Consider the following 20,916-nt stretch of genomic DNA (forward strand, 5'->3'; position numbering starts at 1 on the left):
GCTCAGGTAGCGAAAGTCGTCTTGGGGACAAGCCGACCCACCGAATCGCTTGGTGTAGCGGTATGCGGTGGGGAGTTTTTCAGCGTTGTGCGATGCGAGGGCTACCAGTCGTAGCGGAAGGTGAGGGTGGTCTTATTCGCGTCCAACTCCGATGCGAAGGTGCCGCTGTGCGAGAGCTCCAGTAGAAGCTTTTGGGATACGCGGGCGAGCAAGGAGATCTCGCTTCGCAGCTGATCTTCGGGCAGGGGAAGCTCTTTGCTGGTGAAGGAGGCATCCGAGAGGCCGTGGAAACGGGAAATACCGGGGGCGTTGGATTGATCGAATTCGTGATCCCAGAAGACGCCTAGGCTGGCTGAGAAGCGTCGATCGGAATTCTCTTCCTCGGAAAGTCCAAGGCGCAGGCCGAGAGCGGACTTGAGGGACTGGTAGCTGCTGGAGTCGAAAAGCAGGCCGAGCTCTTGGGCTCCCGTTTCCTCGAAGGCTTTGCGTGAGAGCTTGGTGTACTGGAGGTTAGCGATGCCCGTTGCGGCCAGCTTGCCAAAGGTCAGCTGTTTGTAGGCGCGGGCTGCGGCCATGGCGCTGCGTCCGTTGGTGAAGCCGAAGGCGTCGAGGGTCTGCGATGTGGTCGCTATCTGCCGGGCGGTCTTGTAGCGATCGACGGAGATGCCGAAGCTAGCTGCGAAGCCGGCGCCTTGATCGTTTTTATGAGCGAAGTAGATGGCGGTATCGAGGCTGGTACGACCGTTGTCGCCTGCCGAGCTTGGAGCTACGGAGTCGAGGCGCGAGGCGCCGACCGCGAAGCCGGAGCTCGTTTGCTCATTGGCGAATCCGAAAGTGGTCATCGCGCCCTCGGAGCTGTAGCGGTAGCCAGAAGTTTCTCCCACTGTTTCGACGGTGCCACGTTCATCGTAGACTGAGCTAGCGCTGGACCATTCTCCGGTGGTTGATGGACTGCGGAGAGCGTTTTCAAACACGTTGTGCATAAACGCCTGACGAGCGCGAACCGTTGGTAGGTTTAATCTGGATACAGTCTGGTTGCTCAGCTGGCTAAAGTAGGGCAGGGCTTCGCTGGGGGAGCTCCAGGTCAGGTCGTCAATGAAGGTGTGGAGCGTTTCGCTGACGTTTCCTTGATCCGCGTAGGAAGCGAGGCGGTCCACTGCCTGGGCGATGCCTTTTTCCTGCTCGCTCATGCTCGGCAGCACGAAGCTATCTCTGAGCAGAAGCGCTTCGACAGCTCCGTCATGATAGATCGGGCTGAAGCTCATGAAGTATGGGGTCTGGCCATTGACGGAGTCGAAGCTGCCGCTGGTACCCTCGGTAGCGGTGAGGAATTCGAAACGATCGCCGATAGCGACGTCGCCGCGTTGGAAGTCGGGCACGATCTCGAGAGCGCCGCCCAGGGTAGCTTGGCCGATGACGCTGAGGCGATCGGTTTCCGAGCCGATGACCTCCAGCTCGAAGGATCCACCGGCGCTCTGCTGGTAGTCTCCTTCGATGGTCAGGTGGCCGATGGAGTTGCCCGGAGCGACGTTGCCGGAGACGTTGGTCACCTTGCCGAAGACGAATCCGTTGCCTTGCAGCTTGGCGCCTTCGGTGACTTGCACGTCGGCGTGAAGGACTCTGTTCACAGCTAGCGAGCCCTTGTTCACCGAGACGGAATCGAGGCTGACCCTGCCGGCGAAAGTGACCTGACCGTCTCCCGCGGTGACGAGGTTTTCGAAGCTGGTAAGCTTGTCGAAGTCGATGGTGACGGTGGTGCCTTCCGCGTTTTCGGTTTTCACGGTGTCGGTGCCTTCGCCTCCGTTGACGCTGCTCTTGAAAACCGCGTTTGGTCCCCAAACGAGAGTATCGTTTCCTTTGCCCAGCGTCACACTGCCGTCGATGGTGCCATTGTTCACGAGGGTGTCGTCATCGGACTTTCCGTGAAAGCTTGATTGGGCATGATCAACAAATGTTTCAGCTCCAGCGTCTAGGTTCACGAAGCCGGTGATGGTGCCGTTGTTTACGAGCGTGTCGTTGTCGCTACCCGAGAAGAAATTGCTTTGCGAGCCGGTGGCAATGATGGCCCCCGAGCCTAGGCTGACGCTGCCGTTTATCCGGCCGTTGTTGACCAGGGAATCTTCATCGTTTTTCGCCGCGATATCGCTTTGGCTCATATCAGCTCGGAAGTCTCGAGCGCCTAGGCGTACATCGCCCGTAACGGTGCCATTGTTGACGAAGGAGTCCTTGTCCGTTCCGCCGTCCAGAACGGTCGCTTGCATGCCGTTGACGAATACCTGCCTATCGCCCAGATCGACGTTGCCGTTGATCACGCCATCATTGGTGAAGCTATCGTCGTTTTTGCCAAAGTTACCTACCCGAGTTTGGAAGAGTTCGTAGCGATTCGCATCGGCTCCGGAATAGATGCTTCCTGTGATTGTTCCCGTGTTTGTGATGACGTCGCTGTCGTCTCCAAGGTAGAATCCTCTTTGACGAGCGGAAAGGTGTTGATTTGGCCCATCCAAAATAACCGAGCCGGCGATGTCCCCTGAGTTGACGAGTTCGTCGGCGCCGAGCCCAAGATCGACCTGTCCGTTCATGGTCTTCGAGTTGGTAAACTTATCGTTTTGAGCGCCGAGATTCACATTTCCGGCGATTGTGTTGGAGTTGAGAAGCTCATCGTTCGCATCCCCTAGTTCCAAGTTGCCGGTCACGATTCCGCGATTGACGACGGTGTCGTTTCCGTTGCCCGTGTCTACGTTTCCGGTCAAGGCGCTGCTGTTGGTCAGGGTGTCGTCGCCGTCGCCCGCGGAAACCGAACCGGTCAGGGTGCCGCTATTGGTGAACGTGTCGGCGCCGTTGCCGAGCTCGATCGAACCGGCGAGAGAGCCGGAGTTTTGCAGGGTGTCATTGCCATCGCCGAGGCTGAAGGGAGCGACCACCAGAAAGCCGGACATGTTTCCGCTGTTGATCAGCGTATCGTCGCCCGAGCCTAGGTTCATACCGATGGAAGTGGTGTAGACGGTGCCCTTGTTTTCTACTTTGTTCGCCGCTGCGTCGCCGTAGAAGTTGGTCACGAGGTTCTTCTCGATGATCAGACTACTCGTGCCGGTCAGGTAAGCTCCGTATCCATAAGCGTGATCGCCGGAGAGGCTCCAGTTGGCCTCGGATTGGAGTCCGTTTACCTCCAGCTTTTCGTAGCCAAGGTAGTCGCCTTGGGCGAGGGTGCCGAGCCCTTGCAGCTCCAGGGTATCGATGCCGTCCTCGGAATCAAGATTGGCTTCGACCTGCTGGCCCGCGAGGTAGGAGCTGCTAGTGATTTGCAAACGGTCGTCCCCAGAGCCGAGTATCACATCTCCGGATACGGTGCCGATCTCGCTGGCGTGTAGGGTGTCGTTTCCTGCTCCGAAGTCGACATCGCCGCTGACGGTGCCGCCGGCGTTTTGCAGGGTGTCGCTCCCGTCGCCGAAGATTAGGTCTCCGGTCAAGGTCGCGTCCGTATTTACGAAAGTATCGTTTCCAGCCAGGAGATCGACCTGGCCGAGCAGGGTGCCGCTGTTTATGAGTTTGTCCGCTTGGGCGGTTCCGGTCACATCGGCGCTGAGGTTGCCGGCGTTGGTGAGGATGGCAGATTCTCCCAGGCTCACTCCGGCCGAGTAGCTTTGGGCTCCCTTGAGGGTCCAGGCTGGGCCGTGCGCTTCGAGGGTTTCGAAATCGGAGACCGTATTGGCCTCCAAGGTGCCCGAGTTCGTCAAACGAAGCGTGTCCTGTCCTGCTCCTCCTGAGATAGTGGAAGAGACCTTCAGAGGGCTGGCGTCCAAGATCAGATGATCATCTCCCGCTCCGAGAGATACGGAGCCCGTGATCTCGCCCAGCATGCTGACGGACACTTGTTCTTGGCCGTCTCCAAAGTCGAGGTCCCCGATGATCTTTCCATTCGAATTGTCCAAGGAGTCGGAGCCGGTATTCAGGTTTACATTACCCGTGATGGTGCCGCTGTTTATCAAGGTGTCCGCTCCATCCTTGAGATCGATGTCACCTTCGATGGTGGCCTTGTTGGTCAGTTTGTTTGCGTTCTCGTCACCCAGCGTTGTTGCGGTGATCGCGCTTTCGTTTACCAGCTCTCCTGATCCGATGAGGCGAATGTTGTCGTAGGCCTGGGTTCCTCTGAGGATCCATTCGCCGCCTGAGAGGCCGAGGGATTCCATGTCCGACTCGAGAGAGCCGCTGAAGGTACCGTTGCCCGAAAGTTCAACCATATCGTCGCCTTCGCCTCCGTTTACCTTGATCAGGCTGAAGATGCTGCCATCAAAATCAGCGTTCTCCACCTGAAGGAGGAGCTTGTCGTTGCCCGCTCCCAGATCGATGGCGCCTTCGACCAAACCGATTTTCATGATGTCGAGCACATCGTCTCCCTCTTCGAAATACAGGGCGCCTTTTATGGTGCCGCTCGTATTGTCGAGCGAGTCGACTCCGTCGCCGAAGTAGACGTCTCCCTCGTAGGTCGTGGAGTTGGTGAAGGTGTCGTCGCCGCTTCCTAAGGAGAGTTTGCCGGTGATGGTTCCCAAGGTGGAGCTATCAACCAGATCGGCTCCCGCCCCGAAATTCACATCGCCGACGATAGTCCCTTCGGCGTTTTGCAGAACGTCCGCTCCATCGCCGAAGTCCACATCGAAAGTGGCAGTGCCCGCGTTGGTGAGCGTATCATTTCCTGCTCCGAAGAAAACGCCACCGGAGATGGTTCCGCCATCAGCGGCGGTGATAGAGTCGTCGCCCTCGCCGAAGTCGACCAGACCTTCTATAGTTCCGTTTGTAATATCCAAAGTATCACTACCAGATCCAAACGTTACGTCACCCTCGATAGTGCCTGGGGTGACCAGCCAGTCGTCGCCTGATCCTAGATCGAGGCCTCCAGAGAGTGTACCCAAATTCCAAACACCATCGTTTCCATCGCCGAGCGAGACAGCGCCCGTGATGGTGCCGTTCACCGCATTGGACAAGAGGTTTATGTTTTCGTCTCCGGTGATGGCTGCTGTCAGCTGGCCCCAGTTGGCCACCTGTCCGCTTTGCTTGATTTCCAGTCCTTGCTCGAAGGACTGAGCTCCGATGAGGGTCCATATGGACTCCGTAACCTCGACCTTCTCGAAGCCCTGCATCAGGTTCATGGCCAAGATGGAGTTGACGCTTCCACCGAGGGAGAGGGTATCAGCGCCTCCTTCGTTTTGGGAACCTCCTTGTACTTGTGCCGCATTGGCGAGCGAGGATCCAGTGAGGTAGAAAAAGTCGTCGCCCGCTCCGAGGGTTACGGTGCCGCTGATGGTGCCGAGCTTCTCGCCGTACAGGGAATCGTCGCCCGCTCCCATGTCTACATTGCCAGTTATGTTGCCGCCGGTGTTGTCGAACAAGTCCGAGCCGTCGCCCATATCGATATTCCCGATGATTTCACCGGCGTTGAGCAAGCTGTCGTTTCCGCCAGCGAGAGAAATCGAACCGGTCAGGCGAGAGCCAGTTTCGGTGACGAAACCATTCGCCTCATCGTCACCAGTGACTGCTGCGTTCAGGATCGCTTGGTTGATCAGCTTGGCGCCTTCGCCTTCGAGCTGGATGCCTTCGGAGTAGCTTTGCTCTCCTGTGTGGGCCCAGATGGAGCCACCATTTGCGGTGGCGGAAACAGTCAGTTTCTCGAAGCCAGTGAACGAGCCATCGTAGGAGTAGGTCCCGTCCTGTTTCACGCCTTGGAGCTTCAGTGTATCGATGCCTTCACTACCACTTACGGAGCCGTCTACGCTCGCAGCGCCAGAAAGGAGGAAGGTATCGTCGCCTGTTCCGAAATCGATGTCGCCAGTGATTTTCCCATCGTAGAGACCGAGCTCGTTCGCTGTATCGTCTCCAGTGATGTCAGAACTAAGCTCGGAGTAGGCCACGTTGAGCAGGGAGTCGTCGCCCACTAGCTGGGTACCGTGGCTGAAAGAGAGGTTGGTCAAGAGATTCCATTCTCCTTTGACCTCCAAGGCTTCGAAACCTGTTGGGGTAGGACCGCTGGTGAAGAAGAACTTGCCCAGCGAGCCTTTGCCTCTCAGCTCTAGGGTATCGATCCCTTCGCCGCCATCGATGGCGCTTTGCTCGAAGCTTCCGCCTTCCGGCTTGGAGCCATAGGCGGTGGAAGAGGGGCGCTCGTCGCTATGATCCATGATCAGGCGATCGTCTCCCTCGGCGAGGGAGATTGCTCCAGTGATGGTTCCGGAGTTGTGCAGCAAGTCATTTCCGAGACCGAGGTCGATCGCTCCCTCGATAGCGCCCGAGTTGATCACGATGTCATCGAGATCGCTGCCCGTGACAGCGAGTCCCTCGCTTTGGCTGATGCGCGAGTTCTCGTCGACGGTCAGGGTTCCGGCTCCTCCGAAAGCAAGTGCGGAGTCGGTGAGCTCCGCGTTTTCCAAAGCCAGCGTGCCGGCGTTGATGGTCGCGTTTTCGAAAGACGCCTTGCCGGTGTAGGTGAACGAGCCCTCGCCGTTCTTGCTCAAGGTCTCGATGTTCTGCAGGTCGCCATCGATGAAGGTGGATCCAGTAGCGTTGACTACCAGGTTGTCCTGGCCCGAGCCCAGGTCGATCTTGCCCGTGTCGGGATCGATGGTGATGGAGCCGGAGTCGTTCAGAGTGATGGTATTGTTTCCTTCACCGGCGGAAATGCTTTTCACAGTGAGCTGAGCGCTGTTGGTGAGACCGCAATCGCCGTCGATGGTGACCTCTGAGCCGATGGTGACATCTGTACCCATAATGTCGCTACAGCTGCCGTTGACTGTTTCGAAGTTGAGGAACTTTGCCCCGTCGAAGGTATGGGTGCCGAAAAGGTTCAGGGTGTCGCCCAGGGTCTCGCCGCCCGAGCCGCCATCCACCAGACCGCTGAATACACCGGTGGCCTCGAAGTTCACGGTATCGTCGCCCGCTCCCAGATCGACGTCGCCGATGACGGTGCCGAAGTTGATCAGCACGTCGTTTCCTTCTCCGGTGGAGATGGTCCCATCGATCTGAGCCCCGAACTGGACGGTGATAGAGTTGTTGCCGCCCCCGAGATTCACGGCTCCGGTGATGCGGCCTGCGTTGATCAAGGTATCGTTGCCGCTACCTGTATTCAGATTGCTAGAGAGGGAGACCGCTTCTTCGGAGTCGACGCGGCCGATGATTCCCGTTTCGGTGTTTGTGATGCTGTGGTTGCCGTCGCCCAAGCTCACGTTTCCTTCGAGTTTGCCAGAGTTGGTCAAGGTGACATCGGCAGAAGTGAAGGACATGAACGAGGGATCCACCAGTATCGCGTCGTCCGCGGTGATGGTGCCGGAGTTGGTGATCGCTGTCGATGGAGTATCTACCTGTATCAGCGCTCCGACCGAGTTTCCTGTCCCATCGCTGTTCGTTGCGGAGACGGTCCCGCTATTGTCGAAGTCGCCAGCGCTTTCGATCGATACCCCGATCACGGAGTAGGGCTGGGAAGTGTTACCCGTCACGGTTACTTGCCCAGTATTGATTACTTGGGTACGTGTGTCTCCCTGCTCGACGCCGAACACGTTTATGCCGCGAGTTAGGGCGTTGGCGGGAATCTCGATCGGCGGGCCGAAGGGATCCATAAAGTCCGGCATGCTCGAAGCTACGCCGGGACCGCCAGTGACAGTGATTTCGCCAGAGTTGGTGACGGAGGAGGTGGATATCACATTTATGCCTTCGGCTAAAGCGCCTCCGGCATTGTTCACCACGATGCTGCCGCTGTTGTCGATAGTAGCGCTGCCGACGATGCTAACGATGCCGGTAGCTCCCCGGTTGTCTGTGCCTTCTAGAGTGATTCCTATGGAACCGGTGTTTGTGATGGTCGCGTCTGTACCGAGAATATCGATACCGCTGACGAACTCCGGATCAGGCAGATTGGTGCCTAGGACCTGGATCGCCCCATTGTTTTCGACCGTCCCGTTATCTCCGAAAATGACGACGCCTGCGGCTCCCAGTGTCGGAGTGATCACCACTTGAGCGTCCGCGCTGACATCGGTCTGGCCGCTTTCGATCACCAGCGTCCCATTGGCTCCCAGAGCGATACCGTCGCCATCGTTTTCCACCGTGGCGTCGGCCGCGACGGTTATGCTTTGTCCATCATTGTCTCGACCGTCGTAGCCGGAGCTCTCGGTGCCGGTAATGATCACGGCGCTCGAATCGCCAGTGACATCAGCTCGAAGCGGGGGGCTAAAGGAGGCCGTGGCGACGATGGCTAGGGCTGTCGAGAGAGCAAGAGTATGGGGCTTGAGTCCGCCAGTTTTCGCTAGGCGGGATGCGGACTGTTCTCGCTCGGCGAGAAGCGGGTTGGCAGGAGTGGAGTTCGGACGAGATGGGACGGGTGGTGGTGTGGGCGAAGCGGTGCGCGAATTCATAGAGACGTTGGAGAGGCGTGCTGAGTTAAGTAGTTCACTGGCCGGTGGCTACAGCTCGATAAGCAACGGCGCACGCCTTTATAAGTTTAGCGAATTCTCCTTACGTCCTCTGATCTAGAATGCGTCGAATCGTGACCCCTGTCTGCGGAGCGATTTGGCGTTTTGAGACGCTCGCCCGGGGGCAAAAAAGCCGCGGTCAAAGACAGTGGATGATTGCGGAAGGCGGCTGCGCGAGGTGTTCAGGTGGGTCGGCTCGTCCATGAGGGCAGCGCTGCGTCTTGATGGGCGTTTATCGAACGTCTCGGGACGAGCCGTTCCACCTCAAAGGTCGCTTCGTCGAACCTCGGGAGTTTCTCGTCCTCTCGTGGCGGCTTCAGTTTGGCGGACGAGCTGCTTTGCAAGTTTGAGCGATTTCGCCAACATTGGTGCCCAGAAGAGGACTCGAACCTCCACGCCTCGCGGCACATGAACCTGAATCATGCGTGTCTACCAATTCCACCACCTGGGCATCAGGTTAAGGAAGGGCGAAACAAAAAGTGAAAACCAGCGGCCGCGCAAGCGGTTTTTTGAAAAGAAGAAGCAGGCGCCGATTTCCCAGGGGATTCGGGCGCGTATCGTGCTTGTGCCAGGCTACTTGGCTCCGGTCATCGGTTTCGACTTCTTGACCGTTCCGCAGCCGCAGGCGCCTCCTCCGCACGGGGAGTCGCCGCCCTTTTTGCTCAATTTTGCGAGGTAGCGTTTCGCCAGAAATCCGCTCGCGATCAAAAATAAACACAAAACTATCACTATTTCCACGTAATCACTCATTTGGGAAAAAATCCAAGTTGACTTCGAGTAATCTATACTGAAACTCGATCTCAACAAGAACGAAAAAGGTAAGGGAGATGAAATTAAAGACTCTAAACGATCTGACCCAGGGGCAAAGCGCCCGCATCAGCTGTTACATGCCGCGCTATTCGGCCGCACGTCGCTTGATGGAGCTCGGCCTGATGCCAGGTGTGACGGTTCGCTTCGTGAAGACTGCTCCTTTGGGGGATCCCATCGCTCTGGAAGTGGAGGGTCGGCATTTCAGTCTTCGCCGCCAGGATGCGGCCCAGATTTCGGTGCAGTCCATCTAGGGCCTGCCTAACCTGATTCGTACGAACTGGTGGCGGTAGAGAAATTCCCTTCCTTGAGTGGAGTCGCCCGCGTGGCCCTGCTCGGCAATCCCAACACGGGCAAGAGCACTCTTTTCAATTGCCTCACCGGCCTGAATCAGAAGGTCGGCAACTATCCGGGGGTCACCGTCCAGAAGAAGACCGGCAAGATGCTGATCGGCCGCAACGTGGCGGAGATCATCGATTTGCCGGGCACCTACAGCCTCGCGGCGGACTCGCCGGACGAGCGCGTGGTGGTCGACGCCCTGCTGGGCGAATTGGAGACGGTGGAGCGTCCTGACCTGGTATTGTGCATCGTCGACGCCACCAATCTGCAGCGCAATCTCTACCTTGCCTACCAAACCGCCCAGTTGGGCATTCCCATGGTGGTGGCGCTCAACCACTGGGATTCCGCTCGCAAGCGAAACATCAAGATCGATGTGGAGCGCCTGAGCGAAGAATTGGGTGTCCCTGTGGTGCCAGTGTCCGCGGCTCGAGCCGAGGGGGTGACCGAGTTGAAGCGCGTGATCGCGGAGAGCGTGCAATCTCGCCCTATGATGAAGGCGGTGGAATGGCCGCGCTCGGTGAAGAAAGCCCTGGAGGCGGCCCGGGCGGAGCTGCCTGAATCCATCCGCGACTCGATTTCCGATGCGGTGGTGCATCGCAGCGTGTTTGACGAGGATCGCGGCTTCTTTCTGCGGGCGGGGGCCAGCGAGGCTCAGGCCAGCGCCGCTTTGGAAGCGGGCAAGCAAAGCCTCTTCAAGGGCGGGCTCAACCCCGGCAACGCGGAAACGGTGCTGCTCTACCACCACATCAAGCAGCGCATCGAGCCCTGCGTGACGGTCGACCCGAGTCGCAGCGGCAGTGGCAGCGAGTCGATCGATTCCATTCTGACCCACAAGGTCTGGGGACTGGCGGCGTTTCTCGGCCTGATGTATGTCGTATTCCAAAGCGTCTACAGCTGGGCGGGACCGTTCATGGATCTGATCGATGGAGCTAAAGGCTTCTTGCAGGATCAGGTCTCGTCGTGGCTAGAGGGAACCCCCATGCTGCAGAGTCTGGCGACCGATGGCGTGGTGGAGGGAGTCGGCGCGGTGTTGATCTTTCTGCCGCAGATCATGATCCTTTTCTTCTTCATCGCATTGTTGGAAGATACTGGGTACATGGCCCGAGCGGCGTTTCTCATGGACAAGCTCTTCAGCTGGTGCGGCCTGTCCGGCAAGAGCTTCGTGCCGCTGCTTTCCAGCTACGCCTGCGCCATCCCCGGGGTGATGGCCACGCGCACCATTCAGGACCCGCGCGCTCGCGTCATCACCATCCTGTTGGCTCCGTTCATGAGCTGCTCGGCTCGTCTGCCCGTTTACGTGCTTCTTATCGGAGCCTTTATCGAGCCGCGCTATGGGGCGGCGGTGGCGGGAGCGAGCTTGTTTGCGATGCATTTCGTCGGATTGGTAGTCGCGATGCCATTTGTGTATGTGGCGAACAAATACGTTTTGAAAATCCCTCCGCAGCCCTTCGTCCTGGAGATGCCTCCGTATCAGATCCCGAAGGTGCGCGACGTGCTGATGCGCATGTACAATCAAGGCAAGGAGTTTCTCACCAACGCGGGCACGGTGATCTTCGCCATCACCATCGTGATATGGGCTTTGCTGTACTTCCCACGCTCGGAATCGGTGGCTGAGGAGACGACCCAAGCGTTCGTTTCCGAAGTGGCTTCGAACCGCTCGCTGAGCCAAGAGGCAGCTGTGGCTTTGATCGAAGAGGAAGAGGCGCTGGCGCAGCGGCTGGATAAGCGGATCGCTTCGGCCTACATCGAGCAGAGCTACATGGGCCGCGTGGGCAAGACCCTGCAGCCGGTGTTCGAGTCGGCGGGGTTCGATTGGAAGATCACGGTAGGCGTGGTCGCCAGTTTCCCCGCTCGCGAGGTCATCATCTCCACCTTGGGCATCATTTACAGTCTGGGCGGCGACGCCGACGAGGAGAGCAAGGACTTGCGCGATACCATGGCGGCGCAGACCTGGCAGTCAGGCGAGAAAGCGGGACAGCCGATTTTCACCATTCCGGTGGTCAGCGCCATCATGGTGTTTTTCGCGCTTTGTCAGCAGTGCGGCGCCACGGTGGCCATCATTACGCAAGAGACAAGCTGGCGCCACGGGCTTTTCTCCTTCGTTTTCATGACTTCGCTCGCTTGGCTGATGGCTACTTTGGTCTATCAAATCGGGAGTCGGATCTGACCGTTGACGGAGGCCATGGCGGTGGAGCGGTTGGATCGAATCTCCATGCGACGGAGGCTGGTTTCGAATGGGTTTCCTCGGTTCGAAACGCTCGAAAGCGCGATGCAAGGGCTGCGTTTCGTGCAGGCGGATCCCATCCGCTCGCCGGCGCGGGCCCAGGATCTCATTTTGCGGCAACGCGTTCGCGGATACCTCGCGGGCCAGCTTGAGGCCGAGTATGCGAGCCTGGCGTTGGAGGAAGGCTACCTGTTCGCCTACGGCTTCATGCGTCCGGATCTGTGGCGATCGATGCTCCCGGTCTCCAGTCGCCCGCTCGCGGCGGAGGAGCGAGCGGTGCTGGATTGCATCGTTCAGCGCGGACCGACGCATCCCAGAGATTTGGATACGAGCTTCGGCAAGCGTTCGGTCGTCAACGCTTGGGGCGGCAAGTCGCTGGCATCCAAGCGCATCTTGGAAAGACTTCACGACGAAGGCCTGCTGAGGGTTTGCCGAAGGGAAAAGGGAATACGGGTCTACGAGCAGGCAATCTCGGCAGGCGCGCCTGAGCGATCAAAGGCGGATCGCTTCGGCGAACTCTTGATGACCGCTTTGCGGATTTTCGGACCAGTTCGAGAGTCGTTTCTGCTCTCCGAACTGTCCGCCCACAACGGGCTTGTACCTGTGAGACGAGATCGGCTGGCTTTGGTGGAGGCTTTGGTCGCGGGCGGGCGTTGTTCCCGAGTCTCGGTTGACGATGTCGTGTACCTTTGGATACCGGAGAATTGGCCGGAGGGGAGCGTGGAAAAAACGCTGCGCATCCTCGCTCCCTTCGATCCGGTGGTGCGAGATCGGCAGCGCTTCGAACACCTTTGGGGCTGGAGCTATCGATTCGAAGCTTATGTGCCGGCGGCGAAACGCAAGCTCGGGTACTATGCCATGCCCCTTTGCTGGGGCGATCGCATGATTGGCTGGGCGAACGCGAAGGTTTTGGACGAGGCCCTGACTGTAGAATTTGGATACAGCTCCCAAGCCCCTAAGGAAAAGGCGTTTCGCAAGATGGCCGAGCAGGAGGTGGAGTCGCTCGCAACGTTTCTGGGGCTTGACAGCGGGGCGTGGCGCCTGCGGATCTAGACACGAAGAAGCCGCGACCGGAAGAGGCCGCGGCTTGAGGAAGTGGAATAAGCTTCAGAGTCGAGCTAGAGCCATTTCAGAACCATGCGAACGTAGTAGGTCGTATCCAGTTCTTCCTTGTCGCTTTCATCGGCTTCGCTGTCGTAGCGATTCATCAAGCCGATGCGCACGCTCCAATCCTGACTTTTGAGCGGCAGCTCGATATTGCTGTCCTGCACCAGGCGGAAGTTTCCGAAGTCGTCGAGCGTCGGGGTGTAGACGAGTCGATTGTTGAGCACGCCCCATTTGAAGATTTCCTTGTGACGTAGTCCGAAGTCCAAGCTGGCCGAACTGTCGGCGGGACGGAGTTCCGTGACCAGAGGATCCTCGCTGATCACGATGTCGTCATAGGACTCGTAGAGATAACCGATACCTGCTCGGGTGTTGAGGTAGCGAGTTTCGGTGTCGAAGAAAGTGTATCCGAAACCGCCTGACACGTTGAAGTACTGTTCGATGTCCTTGATGGCGTCGTAGCCGAACGCGGTGCGCACGTACCAGTTCACATGTGGGCGGAACTTGTTGGAGTAGTCGATCCCGCCGAAGGCTTGGTCGGCGCTCTTTTCGTCGTCGGTCTCGGTGTAGAGGATCGAGCCGGAGAGCTCGAGCTTGTCGTGCTTGCCTTCCAGGGTGGCGAGCAATGCGGTGGCCAGACCGGTGCTGGTCTTGTTGCCCGATTTGCCGGTCAGGTCGAATGCGGCTTCGTAGGCCCATTTGCGGTCCAAGTCCGCCAAGGCCTTCTGCTGGCGAACCTGGGTGGGACTGTCGGCGCCCGGCAGCCAGCTTTCGGTGACGCTTGCCACGTTGGTGGAGACGGTTCCGGTATCCGAAGCGACGGTGAGGTCGCCGGCTGCGCCGGAAACCGGACCGAGCACGGTGGTGCCGTTTTCCAGCGTCATGTAGACGGGTTCGTCGGTGCTGATGGACTCGACCTGAGACTGATCGATGACGATCTCGCCGGCGAAATCCGTAACCATGGTGATCTTGCCACCATCGATTCCTTCGATCGTACCGTTGATGGAGGAGCCATTTTTGGTAACGACGACGTCAGCTTCGGCGATGCAAGAAAGGAGCGCGGCGCCGGAGATAATTACGTGAGTAAGTTTCATCTGTCTGTTTTGTTTGATTGAGCGGGACCGGTTATCAAATGGAAAACGACGAAAAAGCGAGCGATCAGAGCCATTTCTGACCGGTTTGGGCGCGTTTCGCGCGTTTCCGTGGAATCCCTTTCCGGTGAGTACGGAGATCCCCTCAATTTCAATGCGTTTTGTAGGTCGGTTTGATCTCAGTCCAGCCAGTTTTTCGTTTGTAGGGCTGAAATCCGAGGCCTAGGCTGCTCGTTCTTTTTAGAATCCCGTGCCGCTATGACTGAACATCTCGAATCAATTTGGAGTTCCCTAAGAGAGGAGGCTGACGAGGCGTCGAACAACGAGCGCCTGCTGGTCGCCTACTTGCAAGAGACGATTCTTGGGCAGAGGTCGTTTGAAGCGGCTTTGAGCTACACGCTCGCTTCCAAGCTGAAGGACGAGATCCTGCCAAGCATCACGCTGCGGGATCTTTTTTTGGAGATCCTCGAATCCGAGGAACGGCTCCGCGAAGTGATCCGGGTGGATCTGCATGCGGTGCGCGAGCGCGACCCTGCCGCGGCCGGATACCTTTCGCCATTTTTGTTCTTCAAGGGATTCAGCGCCCTCTCGGCCTATCGCTTCGCGAACCATCTCTGGTACGACAATCGTCGGCCGCTGGCTCTGTATCTGCAGAGCCTGATCTCGCGCACCTTCGGGGTGGACATCCATCCCGCCGCCACGGTGGGCAGCGGCATCCTGATTGACCATGCGACCGGGGTGGTGATCGGGGAAACCGCGGTGGTGGGGGACAACGTCTCGCTGCTGCACAACGTGACTCTGGGCGGCACCGGCAAGGACCGCGGGGACCGCCACCCGAAAGTGGGAAACGGGGTGCTCATCGCGGCCGGGGCCAAGGTGCTGGGCAACATTCGCATCGGGGAAGGGGCCAAGATCGGGGCGGGCAGCGTGGTGCTGCGCGACGTGAAGCCGCACAGCACCGTGGTTGGCGTGCCGGCCAAGGTGGTGGGGGCCTGCCACGAAAGCGCTCCAGCCCTCGGGATGAATCAGCAGATCGACCAGGACGAAGTGGTTGGCTTCGATCCAGGCATCTGAGGGCCCCGAGCAATCGTTTCCGAGAGAAGCTTCGCGACTTGATTCGGACGAGGCGCTGCCTACAGTCGCGCCCATGCCCAACGTTTTCGGCAAGCTTTTCACTATCAGCACCTGGGGCGAGAGCCACGGTGGCGGCGTCGGCGTCGTGATCGACGGCTGTCCGCCCAATCTACCGCTCAGCGCGGAGGACATCCAGCCGGAGCTGGCCCGCCGCCGCCCCGGACAGAGCGAGATCACCACTCCGCGCAAGGAGATGGACGAAGTGCAGATCCTCTCAGGCGTCTATGAGGGAAAGACCACCGGCACCCCGATCTCCATGCTGGTCTTCAACAAGGACGCCCGTCCCGGCGCTTACTCCGAGATGAAGGAGAAGTTTCGCCCATCCCACGCCGACTACACCTACCAGAGCAAGTACGGGCATCGCAATCCGGAGGGAGGAGGCCGCTCCTCCGCTCGCGAGACCATCGGTCGCGTGGCGGCGGGCGCCGTGGCCAAGAAGATCCTCCAGATGGCTGGCACGAAGGTCGAAACCTTGGCCTACGTCTCCCGCATTCACGATATCGCCATGCCTGGGGAGACTGCCGTTTCGGCAGAGGCCATCGAGGCCAACATCGTGCGCTGTCCGCATGCCGAGACGGCCGAGGCCATGATCGAGCGCATCAAGGAGGCTCGTTCCCAAGGCGATTCGGTCGGTGGAGTGGTGGAATGCCGCATCCGCAACCTGCCGGTGGGGTTGGGCGAGCCAGTTTTCGACCGCTTCGAGGCGGACCTGGGCAAGGCCATGCTTTCGCTGCCGGCGACCAAGGGCTTCGAAGTCGGGAGCGGTTTCGAAGGCACGCTGCTCAAAGGCTCGGAACACAACGATCTGTTTGAAAACCGAGAGGGCGTCGTTCGTACTAAAACCAATCTCTCAGGCGGCGTGCAGGGAGGCATCACCAACGGCGAAGACGTGGTGTTCCGCGTGGCGTTCAAGCCCACCGCGACCATCCTGCAGAAGCAGGCTACGGTCGACCTCCAGGGCAAGGAGACCACGCTGATGGGACGTGGTCGTCATGACCCGTGCGTGGTCCCGAGAGCGGTTCCGATCGTGGAAGCGATGGCGAATCTGGTCATCGTCGACCACCTGATGCGGCAGCACGCCCAGAATCGACTTTTCAGCTTCGAAGCCTAGGCTTTCGTTTTTTCTCAATCGATCTCGCCCCAACCCAACGCAGTCATGTCTACACCGCTCGTTTACCTGATTCTTGGTTCCAAAGGTTCCGGACAGTTCAACATCGTATCCGACCTGATCGAATTCGGCACGGACAAGGACGAGACCTCGCTCGTGTATTGCTCTGAAAACGACAGAGGCGATGCGGACCAGGACTTTTCCGTGCGTTCGCGCGAGGCGAGTCTCGGCCAGTACCTTTGGAAGGACGGCGCTTTGTCGCTCCAGATCCCAGGAGACGCCAGTGTGGCCTTCGTGGTGGCGGATGGGGTGAGCGATCCGGCGGACTTCGTGGAAGCGTTTCACGCCTGGCTGCCGGGCAGCGGCTGCGACCTCGGGCGAGTGATAACGGTGCTGAACTGCGAGCTGGCGATCGCTCAGCATGTCGCGTTCACTTGGTTCGACTGTTGTATCCACTTTTCGGATGTAGTGCTTCTCGGCATGCGGGAGAACGTGACCAACAAGCAGATGAAGGCGTTTCTCGATCACTATGAGCAGGAGTGCTTCCCCTGTTTGTTTGAATACGTGAAAAAGGGTCGTGTGCCAAACCCGGCGCTATTGCTGGAAACGCAGCCTCGGCGCATTTCGAGAATCTTCGATGAGCCGGAAGTCTTCGAGGATGACGAGGAGGAGGATATCGAAGAGGAGGACGTGGCCGGCGATCCCTCGCGCGATCACTATCTCAAGCGAATCTCAGGCGGGCGGCGCGAGCATGTGCTGCCGCATATTGCGGAGTACCTCTAGAGTCGCTCCTGTATCCAGTTCGTGATGGCGTCTGCGACAGCGCGCTTGGAAAGGGAAGGCAGCTTCTTGCTGGTTTCCCTTTCCACGAAATGCACCTGATTTTGATCTTTTCCGAAGACCGCGCCGTCGCTCACGTCGTTGGCGACGATGAGGTCGCAGCCTTTGGAAGCGAGCTTGCTTGCCGCGTGGTCGAGTAGCTGATCGGTTTCGGCTGCGAACCCGATGACAAGCTTGGGACGTTTTGCAGGCTCGAGCGTTCCCACGGACTTTGCGATGTCGGGATTCTCTTCGAAGCTCAGCTCCAACCCGCTTTCCTTTTTGATCTTTTTGTCAGAGATATTGGATACGCGAAAATCGCATACCGCGGCGCAGCCTACGAACACGTCGGCGGGCAGGGCTTGGTGCACGGCTGCGTGCATGTTCACGGCGGATTCCACTCGCTGGATCGTGATGTTCGGGTGGCTGGGGAGGTGGGTGGAAACGTTGCCCACGACGAGCTGGACCTCCGCTCCGCTTTCGGCCAGCGACTGAGCGATGGCGATGCCTTGCTTGCCAGAGGAGAAATTGCTCAGGTAGCGCACTGAATCGATGCGCTCGATGGTGCCGCCCGCGGTGACGATGGCAGTTTTGCCCGCGAGGCGGGCCTGATTCTTGAAGCGCTCGCAGACCGCATCGAAGATGGTGGCAGCTTCCGCCATCTTGCCGATGCCGCTTTCGCCGCAGGCGAGGATGCCGACCTGGGGCGGCACGTAGGCGGCTCCGTCGGCCTGGATCTGTTTCAGGTTCCGCTGAAATGCCAGGTTCTCCCACATCTCGACGTTCATGCTCGGGGCGAGCAGCACCGGCTTGTTGCGGGCGAGCAGCACGGAGGAAGCCAGGTCGTCGGCGATGCCGTTGGCGAGTTTTGAAACGATGTTGGCGCTGGCCGGGGCGATGACGATCAGATCGGCTCGTCGGGAGAGCTCGATGTGGTTCATCTGGTAGGAGCGATCGTCCCAGAGCTGGGTGTGCACGCGCTTTCCGATGAGGGCTTCGACCGAGAGAGGAGTGATGAAGGCTTCGCCGCCACGGGTCAGAACCGCCTCGACAGTCGCTCCAGCTTTTGTGAGCAAGCGTATGAGCTCCAGTGACTTGTAGGACGCGATGCTGCCGGTGATGATGAGTAGGATGTTTTTTCCAGTGAGCACGATCGATTGGGTTTAGTCATCCCTAGATGGAGAGAGTTGCTCGGGAGCTCAAGCGTGTAAGCGCCCAGGACCGACTCAGCTGAGCTCGAATTCGAGCTGTCGCGGCAGGCGGGCGTTGCCTTCCGGGTCCACGAATCGCACGCCCAGCCCCAGCAGGCGAATGGGATCGGATCGTTTTCGGAAGGATTCGGCTAGCAGGTCTTGAAAGGCGGCCAAGGCGAAGGGCAAGCCGCTGCGCTCGATGGAGCTGCGGGAGAAGTCGGCGTACTTGCACTTGACGAATAGCTTGGCGATGGGGCGGTCGGTTTTGATTCGGGCCAGGTCCGATGAGAGTTCGCGGAAGATCTCCGCTGCGTATTCCATGCGTTCCTCGAGACTTTGGAGATTGCGGGAAAAGGTGCGCTCGCAGCTCATGGATTTGCGTATCCGGTTTGTGACGACAGGTCGATCGTCGATGCCACGGCAAAGCTCGTAGAGCTCGGAGCCGAACTTGCCGAAACGCTGCTGCAGCTCGTACTTCGCAATCTGCTGGAGTTGGCCGCAGGTTTGGATGCCGGTCCGCGCCAGACGCTGAGCGGCTTTTTTCCCAACTCCCCAAATCTTGGATACGGGCAGCTCCTGCATGAAAGCGGCGATGTCGGCTGGCCTGATTTCGAACTGCCCGTTCGGCTTGTTCCAATCGCTGGCGATTTTCGCTAGCATCTTGTTTGGGGCGATGCCAGCTGAGGCGTTCAGTCCTGTGAGGGAGCGGATGCGGCGGCGGATCTCGCTGGCCAGCTCGCTAGCGGGCTCTGGCCGGTGGCTGAGGTCGAGGTAGGCTTCGTCGAGGGAGAGTGGCTCGATCTTGTCCGTGAACTCCCGAAAAATGCCGCGGATGCGACGGCTTTCGTTTCGATAGACCTCGAAGCGTACCGGAAGCACCACCAGATGCGGGCAGCGTTGCACGGCTTGAAAGGTTGGCATGGCGGAGTGGATACCAAAGGTCCGAGCCTCGTAGTTGCAGGTGGTGAGCACTCCGCGATTGGAGCTGCGCCCGCCTACCGCTACCGGCTCTCCGCGCAGCTCTGGTCGATCGCGGACTTCGATAGCGGCGTAGAAGCAATCCATGTCGATGTGGACGATCATTGTGCGAGGGTTTCGATAAAAGGAGACGGAGACGAGGCGGCGAGAGCGTTTTTTTCTGCTTCTTTCTTGGGCGCTTTTTGATCTTACTCCCGGGTATGTCTCAAGCGCTGTCCAAGGCCAAGCTTAGCTCCTTAAGAAAATTTCACCAGAAGAAGACGCGTCAGGCGGAAGGTCGCTTTCTGATCGAAGGGTGGCACCTGCTGGACGAAGCCCTGAAGGCCAAGCGGCGGATCCATGCCCTGATCTACCAGGAAGACCCGCGGCGCGCGTCGGAAGAGGAGGACATCCTAACCCGAGCCGTGGAGGTGTCGAGCGAGGCGTTTGTAGCGACCTCGGTCCAGCTGAGCCAGCTCTCGGACACGAAGTGCGCCCAAGGCGTGGCGGCCTTGATCGATGCGGTGGGGGTGAGCTTCGACGAGCTGGAGCGCGACCTGCCAGCCAGCGGACCGCTTCGGCTGGTCCTGCTGGACGACGTTTCCGACCCGGGCAACTGCGGCAGCATCGTGAGAGCGAGCGATTGGTTCGGGATGGATGGGATCGTTTTGGGGAACGGCTGCGCCGAGCTCGAAAACGGCAAGACCGCCCGCTCGAGCATGGGTGGAATGTTTCACCTGCCAGTGGCCACCGATGTGGACCTTCCTGCGACCATTGCCCGTCTGCAGGCGCTCGGAGTTTCGCTGGTGACTACCGAACTCGAAGCGGCGACCTCGCTGGAAGGCTTCGTCTTTCCCAATCGCTGCGCTTTGGTGATCGGAAACGAGGCCCGCGGCGTCTCCAAAACGGTATCCGAGCAGGCGGACGCCCGGGTGTTCGCTCCACGCTTCGGGGGCGGGGAATCGCTGAACGCAGCCCTGGCGGCAGCTGTTTTCCTCGCTCGCTGGAGGCTTTCGTAGTGGCTTGCGGGGAGGGGCGTTGACGCGAGAGGCGTGGACTGGCTCGGGCGGCAAGCGTTTTTTGCAACGTGGCGAAAAGGAGTTGTCCGATGGCGCCTGATAAATGGCTGGGCGAGGGCGGAATGTCTTTGATTGTTGGCGGGGGTGGATTAGCAATGGGGCCGCTTAATATGAACTGGTTATCCGATATCGAGGAGGCTTTGACCAAACGTGAGTCAGAGGGGAAGCGCTTGCTGATGATTTTCAAGGGGAACGGCGATTGGTGCCCTTGGTGCAACAAGCTGGAGGCCTTGCTGAACGAGAGCGACGCGTTGGACGTTTATCTGCAACAGGAAGGCATCCTTGGGGCCAAGATCGGCATCCCGCGTCGCGACGACGATGTGGAAGGCATTCGCCAGCGCTTCGGCATCACCGGCATTCCGTTTCTGGTATTCTATTCGGAGGACGGCCGCGTGGAGGGGACGACCGAGTTCATCGACGATGGCAACGCGTCGAGCTACGTGGACTGGATCGAGAGCGTCGATTCGAGCGCCTTTTAGGAGCCTTTCGGGCGGCAGCTCGGCGCAGCGCTATCCGTGTCTGAGAGACGAAAACAGTCGCGAACCCCGCATGGGATTCGCGACGTTTGCTATCGTGCGAGGAGCGCTATGGCTCCGAAAGTGGTGGTGGGCGGG

At 59.0% G+C, this 20,916-nt stretch carries 12 protein-coding genes and 1 tRNA gene; 8 read left to right on the plus strand and 5 right to left on the minus strand.

The annotated features are described in order from the left end of the window. Nucleotides 1–101 precede the first annotated feature (101 nt). Together QEH54_RS10470 and QEH54_RS10475 are read right to left on the minus strand one after the other, a co-directional pair. Entirely contained in the window at nt 102–8,390 is an 8,289-nt protein-coding gene (locus tag QEH54_RS10470; RefSeq protein WP_309018621.1) for a hypothetical protein, read from the minus strand. Between the two features lie 423 nt (nt 8,391–8,813). Beyond that, nucleotides 8,814–8,898, minus strand: a tRNA-Leu gene (locus QEH54_RS10475). Nucleotides 8,899–9,274: 376 nt separating this feature from the next. On the opposite strand from QEH54_RS10475, the gene QEH54_RS10480 reads away from it, so the two are divergent. From QEH54_RS10480 to QEH54_RS10490, 3 genes are all read left to right on the plus strand, one after another. Next, on the plus strand, nt 9,275–9,508 hold the full coding sequence (locus QEH54_RS10480; protein WP_309018622.1) for a FeoA family protein: 234 nt from the start codon (nt 9,275–9,277) through the stop codon (nt 9,506–9,508). Between the two features lie 29 nt (nt 9,509–9,537). Beyond that, entirely contained in the window at nt 9,538–11,760 is a 2,223-nt protein-coding gene (gene feoB / locus QEH54_RS10485) for a ferrous iron transport protein B (protein ID WP_309018623.1), read from the plus strand. A 102-nt stretch (nt 11,761–11,862) separates the two neighbouring features. Continuing rightward, nucleotides 11,863–12,870, plus strand: a complete 1,008-nt coding sequence (locus QEH54_RS10490; protein WP_309018624.1) for a crosslink repair DNA glycosylase YcaQ family protein — start codon at nt 11,863–11,865, stop codon at nt 12,868–12,870. A 65-nt stretch (nt 12,871–12,935) separates the two neighbouring features. Here QEH54_RS10490 and QEH54_RS10495 read toward each other — a convergent pair whose 3' ends face one another. After that, nucleotides 12,936–14,015, minus strand: a complete 1,080-nt coding sequence (locus tag QEH54_RS10495) for a DUF481 domain-containing protein (protein ID WP_309018625.1) — start codon at nt 14,013–14,015, stop codon at nt 12,936–12,938. A 255-nt stretch (nt 14,016–14,270) separates the two neighbouring features. Between QEH54_RS10495 and cysE the strand changes: the two genes are divergently transcribed. From cysE to QEH54_RS10510, 3 genes are all read left to right on the plus strand, one after another. Next, the gene (gene cysE, locus QEH54_RS10500) at nt 14,271–15,086 is read left to right on the plus strand and encodes a serine O-acetyltransferase (protein WP_309018626.1); all 816 of its coding nucleotides are present in this window, start codon (nt 14,271–14,273) and stop codon (nt 15,084–15,086) included. A gap of 73 nt (nt 15,087–15,159) precedes the next feature. Beyond that, nucleotides 15,160–16,257 carry a chorismate synthase gene (gene aroC, locus QEH54_RS10505; RefSeq protein ID WP_309018627.1) on the plus strand — a complete coding sequence of 366 codons (1,098 nt, stop codon included), beginning with the start codon at nt 15,160–15,162 and terminating at the stop codon, nt 16,255–16,257. A 45-nt stretch (nt 16,258–16,302) separates the two neighbouring features. Continuing rightward, nucleotides 16,303–17,037 (plus strand): hypothetical protein, encoded by a 735-nt coding sequence (locus QEH54_RS10510; protein WP_309018628.1) that lies wholly within the window; start codon nt 16,303–16,305, stop codon nt 17,035–17,037. Here QEH54_RS10510 and coaBC read toward each other — a convergent pair. Then, nucleotides 17,034–18,224, minus strand: coding sequence for a bifunctional phosphopantothenoylcysteine decarboxylase/phosphopantothenate--cysteine ligase CoaBC (gene coaBC / locus QEH54_RS10515; RefSeq protein WP_309018629.1), 1,191 nt, complete (start codon nt 18,222–18,224; stop codon nt 17,034–17,036). The genes QEH54_RS10510 and coaBC overlap by 4 nt on opposite strands. Before the next feature lie 75 nt (nt 18,225–18,299). Continuing rightward, nucleotides 18,300–19,349, minus strand: a complete 1,050-nt coding sequence (gene dinB / locus QEH54_RS10520) for a DNA polymerase IV (protein ID WP_309018630.1) — start codon at nt 19,347–19,349, stop codon at nt 18,300–18,302. Nucleotides 19,350–19,444: 95 nt separating this feature from the next. Between dinB and QEH54_RS10525 the strand changes: the two genes are divergently transcribed. Next, nucleotides 19,445–20,242 carry an RNA methyltransferase gene (locus tag QEH54_RS10525; RefSeq protein WP_309018631.1) on the plus strand — a complete coding sequence of 266 codons (798 nt, stop codon included), beginning with the start codon at nt 19,445–19,447 and terminating at the stop codon, nt 20,240–20,242. A 170-nt stretch (nt 20,243–20,412) separates the two neighbouring features. Continuing rightward, nucleotides 20,413–20,781, plus strand: a complete 369-nt coding sequence (locus QEH54_RS10530; protein WP_309018632.1) for a hypothetical protein — start codon at nt 20,413–20,415, stop codon at nt 20,779–20,781. Nucleotides 20,782–20,916 lie beyond the last annotated feature (135 nt).

This window comes from Pelagicoccus sp. SDUM812003 (genome assembly GCF_031127815.1).
GTDB lineage: Bacteria > Verrucomicrobiota > Verrucomicrobiia > Opitutales > Opitutaceae > Pelagicoccus.

Coding starts and splice junctions, on each gene's coding strand:
- QEH54_RS10510 (WP_309018628.1), top strand. CDS start 16,303: ATGTCTACACCGCTCGTTTACCTGATTCTTGGTTCCAAAGGTTCCGGA.
- QEH54_RS10470 (WP_309018621.1), bottom strand. CDS start 8,390: ATGAATTCGCGCACCGCTTCGCCCACACCACCACCCGTCCCATCTCGT.
- aroC (WP_309018627.1), top strand. CDS start 15,160: ATGCCCAACGTTTTCGGCAAGCTTTTCACTATCAGCACCTGGGGCGAG.
- QEH54_RS10480 (WP_309018622.1), top strand. CDS start 9,275: ATGAAATTAAAGACTCTAAACGATCTGACCCAGGGGCAAAGCGCCCGC.
- QEH54_RS10495 (WP_309018625.1), bottom strand. CDS start 14,015: ATGAAACTTACTCACGTAATTATCTCCGGCGCCGCGCTCCTTTCTTGC.
- QEH54_RS10530 (WP_309018632.1), top strand. CDS start 20,413: ATGAACTGGTTATCCGATATCGAGGAGGCTTTGACCAAACGTGAGTCA.
- QEH54_RS10525 (WP_309018631.1), top strand. CDS start 19,445: ATGTCTCAAGCGCTGTCCAAGGCCAAGCTTAGCTCCTTAAGAAAATTT.
- dinB (WP_309018630.1), bottom strand. CDS start 19,349: ATGATCGTCCACATCGACATGGATTGCTTCTACGCCGCTATCGAAGTC.
- QEH54_RS10490 (WP_309018624.1), top strand. CDS start 11,863: ATGCAAGGGCTGCGTTTCGTGCAGGCGGATCCCATCCGCTCGCCGGCG.
- cysE (WP_309018626.1), top strand. CDS start 14,271: ATGACTGAACATCTCGAATCAATTTGGAGTTCCCTAAGAGAGGAGGCT.